The following is a 282-nucleotide window of genomic DNA, read 5'->3' on the forward strand; positions in this document are numbered from 1 at the left end:
CATTACTCCTATAATTTGATCATGTAAAATTGCAATGTAAATTACTTGATTTGGATTATTTATATATTCAGTGTACGCTAGTTCATCATCATATTGATCTTGTAAATAACTTTTCTCATAAATTGGAACGTCTTCTACTGTATATTCTATTTGCTTATTTATTTTTGAAAGAGAAAGAATTAACCTAGAGTTCACTATGAAACTATCATCACTCTCCGGTAAATTGTCTAAATCATTTACTTCTTATTCTCTTATGTAACGGTTCATCGTATTCTCCTTTAC

General features: G+C 28.0%; 1 pseudogene. It reads right to left on the reverse strand.

Annotated features, from left to right (window positions below):
* Positions 1–267, reverse strand: a pseudogene (locus tag ACSG5Z_RS32255) (GNAT family N-acetyltransferase); the annotation flags it as partial.
* Positions 268–282: the final 15 nt, after the last annotated feature.

The organism is Bacillus pretiosus (assembly GCF_051294775.1).
Classification (GTDB): Bacteria; Bacillota; Bacilli; order Bacillales; family Bacillaceae_G; genus Bacillus_A; species Bacillus_A wiedmannii.